General features: G+C 39.7%; 6 protein-coding genes and 1 pseudogene. 1 reads left to right on the top strand and 6 read right to left on the bottom strand.

All coding sequences use genetic code 11. The features are described 5' to 3' along the window. Positions 1–243 precede the first annotated feature (243 nt). The 4 genes and pseudogenes from ACXM0J_RS17510 to ACXM0J_RS17495 all read right to left on the bottom strand — a co-directional run. Positions 244–414 (bottom strand): annotated as a pseudogene (locus ACXM0J_RS17510) (IS3 family transposase); the annotation flags it as partial. A 185-nt stretch (positions 415–599) separates the two neighbouring features. Beyond that, positions 600–884 (bottom strand): putative quinol monooxygenase, encoded by a 285-nt coding sequence (locus ACXM0J_RS17505; RefSeq protein ID WP_000155817.1) that lies wholly within the window; start codon positions 882–884, stop codon positions 600–602. A gap of 20 nt (positions 885–904) precedes the next feature. Beyond that, the gene (locus tag ACXM0J_RS17500) at positions 905–1,903 is read right to left on the bottom strand and encodes a zinc-binding alcohol dehydrogenase family protein (RefSeq protein ID WP_002120211.1); all 999 of its coding nucleotides are present in this window, start codon (positions 1,901–1,903) and stop codon (positions 905–907) included. A 73-nt stretch (positions 1,904–1,976) separates the two neighbouring features. After that, complete coding sequence (locus ACXM0J_RS17495; RefSeq protein ID WP_001059480.1) at positions 1,977–2,717, bottom strand: SDR family oxidoreductase; 741 nt, start codon at positions 2,715–2,717, stop codon at positions 1,977–1,979. Positions 2,718–2,852: 135 nt separating this feature from the next. Between ACXM0J_RS17495 and ACXM0J_RS17490 the strand changes: the two genes are divergently transcribed. Then, a complete protein-coding gene (locus ACXM0J_RS17490) occupies positions 2,853–3,752 on the top strand; it encodes a LysR family transcriptional regulator (protein WP_001180108.1) in 900 nt (299 codons plus the stop codon). 50 nt (positions 3,753–3,802) lie between these two features. Here the strand turns inward: ACXM0J_RS17490 and ACXM0J_RS17485 are convergent, their stop codons facing one another. Both ACXM0J_RS17485 and ACXM0J_RS17480 read right to left on the bottom strand, forming a co-directional pair. Then, complete coding sequence (locus ACXM0J_RS17485) at positions 3,803–4,819, bottom strand: zinc-dependent alcohol dehydrogenase family protein (protein WP_000009381.1); 1,017 nt, start codon at positions 4,817–4,819, stop codon at positions 3,803–3,805. Beyond that, the gene (locus ACXM0J_RS17480) at positions 4,809–5,804 is read right to left on the bottom strand and encodes a zinc-dependent alcohol dehydrogenase family protein (protein WP_001038516.1); all 996 of its coding nucleotides are present in this window, start codon (positions 5,802–5,804) and stop codon (positions 4,809–4,811) included. Before ACXM0J_RS17480 ends, ACXM0J_RS17485 begins: the two co-directional genes overlap by 11 nt. Between the last annotated feature and the right edge of the window lie 274 nt (positions 5,805–6,078).

The following is a 6,078-nucleotide window of genomic DNA, read 5'->3' as shown; positions in this document are numbered from 1 at the left end:
GCTATTTTTATTCCTTTAAAAATCAATTTTTTATATACTATTAAAAAGCTCATTTACCCTCGAATGGGCTTTTTTAATGATTTTTTATGTTCCACGCTTACTATTTGATCAATGTTCCACGGTTTTAATAAGCCAAGGTGAACAATCAGATCAGCCATACGGCTTAAAGAATCGGCTCCCAAAGCCTCTTTTTTCCGGTTAAGGCTCTACGTGTTCAGGAATAGGAATTCGCTTATTCTCGATTACCCAGTTTAGTGTCGCAAGTTGTACATCTTCTAAACCTTGCCAATCTGCTTTTAAATATTCAATCACCTCTGTTTTGTATAAGCCATTCACCGTTTCAGCCAAAGCAATATCATATGAATCACCAGTCGTACCGACTGATGCTCGTAAATTTCCTGCCTCTAAACGATGACATTGTTGTCAAAATGCAGGGTATTGGTGGCTCCCCTTAGGGGCATAATTTGTTGAAGCCTAGGTTACTACTAAAAAATTAAAAAAATATTAAAAAACAGGAGCTTATAGCTACAATTTTTATGTTAGCTTTCTAAGTCTCTATGTTAATTTGAAGAATACTTCATCATAATGTCCGAATACAGCTATATTTTTTTGATTTCTATAATATCACTTGATTCAATTAGCGATTGGATATTACCAAATAAACTTTGAATATAATCAGAGGCTATATGGATATCTAAATCCTCCCTGCTACGCCATTCTTCTAAGAAGAAATATCTACTCGAGTCATTTTCGCTAATATAAAGCTCATATTTCAAGCATCCTTCTTCTTGAAGCGTAAGCTCTATTACACTTTTTAAAAGCGCTTCTAACGTCTCTTTTTGATCTGATTTTGCCTTAAAGTTCGCAATTATTGAAATAGTCATTATTTCACCTTGAATTTGTTTTAGAAGTTTTCTAGTACAATTTTGCCTTTTGACTTGCCTGATTCAAGCAACTTATGCGCCTTCTCCAAGTTTGCAGCGTTAATTTTTCCTAGATTTTGGTTGAGGGTACTTCTAATTTTTTGCTGGTCAACTAATTGGGCAACCTGTTGCAATAGATTACCTTGCTTTTCAATATCATCGGTTTCATACATTGAACGGGTGAACATCAACTCCCAATGGATAGAAATAGATTTAGTCTTAAACGGCATAATATCAAATGCTTGTGGATCATCGATCAATCCAAGCTTGGCTTGTGGTGCAATCAGAGAAACTATTTGCTTGATATACGTTTCTGTATGATTTGTAGAGAATACATATTTTGGTTTTTCAATGCCTAGTGTCTCGATTTGTACATTTAAATCTTTGCTATGATCAATGACATGGTCGGCACCAAGTGATTCCACCCAAGATTTCGTTTCTTCACGTGAAGCTGTTGCTATAACGCTCAGATTTGTTTTTGCTTTTAGGAGTTGGATAGCAATTGAACCTACACCGCCTGCACCACCAATAATTAAAATACTGCCAACTTCTGTTTCTGAAATTTGAAACCGATCAAACAGCATTTCCCATGCCGTTATTGCAGTTAATGGCAATGCTGCTGCTTCTGCATTAGATACTGTAATTGGTTTAAGACTGATAATTCGTTCATCGACTGCTTGAAACTCAGCATTACTACCATCTCGGGTTAAATTGCCAGCATACCAAACAGAATCTCCTACTTTAAACGAGGTAACTTTTGAGCCAACTTCGATAATTTCCCCAACGGCATCCCAACCTAAAATACGATTATTTGCTTCAGACGAATTTTTTCTCACTTTAGTATCAACTGGATTCACAGAGATTGCCTGAACTTTTACCAGTACATCACGTTCCTTAAGCGTAGGCTTCGCTTTTTCAATATCTACCAATGAATTTTTAAAATCATCATGGTTATTTATAACATACGATACGGCTTTCATAGATTTGTCCTCAACTTTAAAAAAATATAGTAAAAATGGGAGCGAAGTACTCCCATTTTATGTTATTCAATAATTAAAACTCTTGGCTCGTTGGGCGCAAAACAATTTCATTAATATCTACATCCGCAGGCTGTTCAATTGCATAAGCAATTGCTCGAGCGACTGAGTCAGCTGGTATGGCTTGTTTGTAGAAATCAGTAACAAACTCTGAACTTTCTTTATGAGAAGAACCAAATTTTAGTTCTGACTCAATTGCACCAGGCTCAATAGTAGTCGTTCTAATTGTTCCCCCAACTTCATGACGAAGGCCTTCAGAGATGGCTCTTACAGCAAACTTAGTACCGCTATAAACAGTACCTCCTGGACTAAATACTTTTAACCCTGCAACAGATGCGAGATTAATAAAGTGTCCAAAGTTTTGTTTTTGGAAAACAGGCAGTGTAGCTGCTATACCATAAAGAACACCTTTAATATTAATGTCGATCATACGATCCCATTCATCAACTTTTAGCTCACTTAATGGTGCAATAGACATTAATCCAGCATTGTTTACCAATACATCGATTTGACCAAATGCGCTTAATGCCTTTTCAATAAGTGCTTGTACTTCATGTGGTTTGGTTATATCCATACCAATAAATTCAGCTTGACCACCTTCAGCACGAATGTCGTGAACAATAGCCTGTAATTTTTCAGTACGTCTAGCACCAAGTACAACCTTTGCACCTTTTTTAGCAAGTAAGCGAGCAGTAGCTTCACCTAAACCACTACTTGCACCAGTGATAACAATAACTTTATTTTCTATATTATTCATATAAGTAACCTTCAACCTATCTGTCAATCATATTTGATGGGTTAAGTATTACAGCCTTGTCAGGTATAATAAATGAATAATATTATCTTTCAGAATTCCTATTTACGGAATAATTACCATAACACAGGATTGGACATGCAGAACAAATTGGAAATGATGCGTATCTTTTGTGTCGCAGCAGAGTCTCGAAATTTTAAGGAGGCAGCAACTCAGCTAGGTATTTCCCCACAGGTAGTGACACGGGCAATAAAAGAGCTAGAAGAGCAGCGCGGAGAGATTCTGTTCTACAGGAGTACTCGACAAATTAAAATTACCGCTGATGGTGAGCGTCTGGCAAAGCAAGCACGTTTTGCGGTGGGATCAATCGATGCTTTGCTTGTAAAAGACACCAAGGAAAAACGAGATGAAATGCGTGGGACTGTCCGTCTTACTGTGTCGTCTGTGTTAGGGCGTAAATTGGTAATACCTGCACTAGCAGAATTTGCCACACGTTATCCAGATATTGTCGTTGATTGTGTGCTAACAGATTCACACTCGGATGTGATCGATGAGCGGATAGATATCGGGATCAGATTTGGATTTTTGCCGGACAATCGATATGTGGCAAAGGAATTGGCTAAAGTGAACTTTTATTCTGTGGGTACGCCAGAGTTAATTGATAAGGTTGGAATGCCCAAAAAAATTATTGATCTTGATAAATACCCTCTAACAGCACTAGTCGATCATAAAACAGGGCGTTACTGGCCATGGACATTCACCGAAAGTCGAAGCTTTACGCCATCAAAGCCCCGTTTTATTACAGATGATCTAGAAGCTGAATTTCAAGCTATTCTCGCTGGAGTCGGATTCGGACACATGCCTGGATTTCTAGTTTTGCCGTGGCTTAGGAGTGGTAAGCTCATTCAGATACTTCATGAGGAAAACTCTCCCGTTTGGCGCCTGTATTTATATCGTCCACAGCGGGGCCCGACACCTTTGCGAATCCGAGCATTGTTTGATTACTTAGCGGAAGTGCTGGGCCATATAGAAACTTGAATCAGATGTAACTAACCTTTTTTTTAGAAAGTAGAAATCAGATAAGACCATCATGTATTTAGAGTAACTACAATTTTTCCTATTTGCTGATTTGATTCAAGATAGCGCTGAGCGTCATGCATGTCCTCAAAGTTAAAGCAACAGTCGATCACTGGACGAAGATATCCTGCACCTATACTGCTAAGAATAAATCGTCTGGCTTGCTCCCTTAGAACAGGGTCATGGAGAACCTCAAGGAATAAAAAACCTCGCATGGTTAAGCTTTTGCGTAATGCAACTTTAAGGGGAAATGGTGTGATCTCCGGGCTAAGTGCACCATGCATAACCATAGTTCCTCCCACAGACATCGCTTTTGCAATCTGTTCAATATGTGGCCCTCCCACAGCATCGAAGGCGACATCAAGATGTTCTCCACCTAAACGTAAAACAAGCGCCTCATACAAATCTGGTTCATCTTCACGGGCTATAACATTTTTAACACCGAGATCCAGTAAACGTTGCTTTTTCTCTATCGTCTGTGTACTTGCAATGACCTTAGCATCCGCTGCTTCAGCTATCTGTATCGCAGCTAGTCCTACGCTACTTGAAGCTGCTGTGATCAAGATCGTTTTTCCTTTCGAAACTCCACCAGCATGGATTACACCACCCCAAGCCGTCAAATACTGCATCCAGATTGAAGAAGCTTCTTCCCAGCTTAAACTATCAGGTTTGTGAACTAAAAAAGTTTCTGGAATCAGAAGCTTGTCCGTATATGTCCCATATTTGGCTAGATTGTCAGTCGGAAGAATCGATACTGCATCTCCTGGAGAAAATTGGCGTACACCTTCACCTATCGCAAGAACTATGCCTGCTCCCTCATATCCCAGACGAGAAGGGAATACTGCCTTTTGAATATAAGTACCACGCCGAAACATTACATCAGCCCGGTTGAGTCCGATCGTTTTCATCTGTATTAGAACTTCTCCTGCGGCTGGTAAAGCAACAGGAAGTGTTTCTAATGTCAGAACATCTGTATCTCCAATACAATTGAAGCGCCAAGTCTTGGCCTGAAGTGCGTTAAATGACATCAATAACGACCTTAATATTGGCAGAGCGATCTTGAACAGCATCATGAGCCTCAATCGCTTGGTCTAGAGTAAAATGACGAGGATCAACAATAGGACACAGTTTACCTTCCTCAACGAGACGGGTAGCGATCTTAAGGACATCACCATGATGAGAACGGCGATTGCCTGTTAACATCGGCAATAGGACGAATACGCCAGACAGTGTGGCACATCGTAGAGATGAACTCGCTAAATTATGATTACCAAATGCAGCACAGCTGGTAATGTGGCCATAGTGAGTTGTCATGGAAAGTGAGGCTTCGAGTACTGGACCACCCACAGTGTCGTAAACAATGTTAAAGCCTTGACCCTCAGGGCTTGCAGCAATAATGTCATCGGAAGATGCTGTTGTGTAATCGAGAGGTGTTGCACCGAGTTCTGAAATCAGCGATTGATCAGCTGTACGACCAGTCGCCCAAACATTTGCATCAAGTGCTTTTGCAAGCTGAACAACCATATAACCAACGCCACCAGCACCACCCTGAACCAGTACAGTTTGCCCTGGTTGAACCTTAGCATTATCCACTAAACCTTCCCAAGCGGTGAGGAACGTCAATGGTAGTACTGCTGCCTCGCGCATAGAGATATTCCGTGGCTTTAATGCGATCAGATCAGCATCTGCTACAATATATTCTGCTAAAGATCCTTGAAGATTACGAACGCCACCAATCAGACCGTAAACTTCATCTCCGACGTTGAAGTGAGTGACACCTTCACCAATAGCAGTTACAACCCCAGCCATATCTGTTCCCAACACGGCAGGAAGCTCTGGCATAGCATATGGTGCTTCACCAAGACGAATTTTATAATCAATAGGGTTTACACCACTAGCATGAATACGTACTAGAACTTGCCCAGCCTCTGGTTGAGGTATAGGGAGTTCTACACGTGTAAATTCATGATCACCAAAATTTTCTAGGATAAGAGCACTCATCATCTTATTCATAGTTGTTCCTTATTCATAACTGGGGGTTGATATGCACAGTACCAAAGTAAAATAATCCAATAAATGATATTTATAGGATTTAATAATTCCTAAATAATGAATAATAAATATCATCCGCTCACTAAAAATAATCTAGTACAGTCTGTAAAGGCATTTTTAATCTAAACTATCGGTAGTATTTTTAAGGTGTGATACGTTCAAAATATCTACAAAGTGGCTAAAAGTTGGAAACATAATTCTAAAAGGTCACAGCATTACAAAGAACATGAGCCAA

It is taken from the genome of Acinetobacter sp. GRABPA_MV_2, assembly GCF_056725885.1.
The sequence above is the reverse complement of the archived record's forward strand: the minus strand, read 5'-3'. Positions and strand labels throughout refer to the sequence as shown.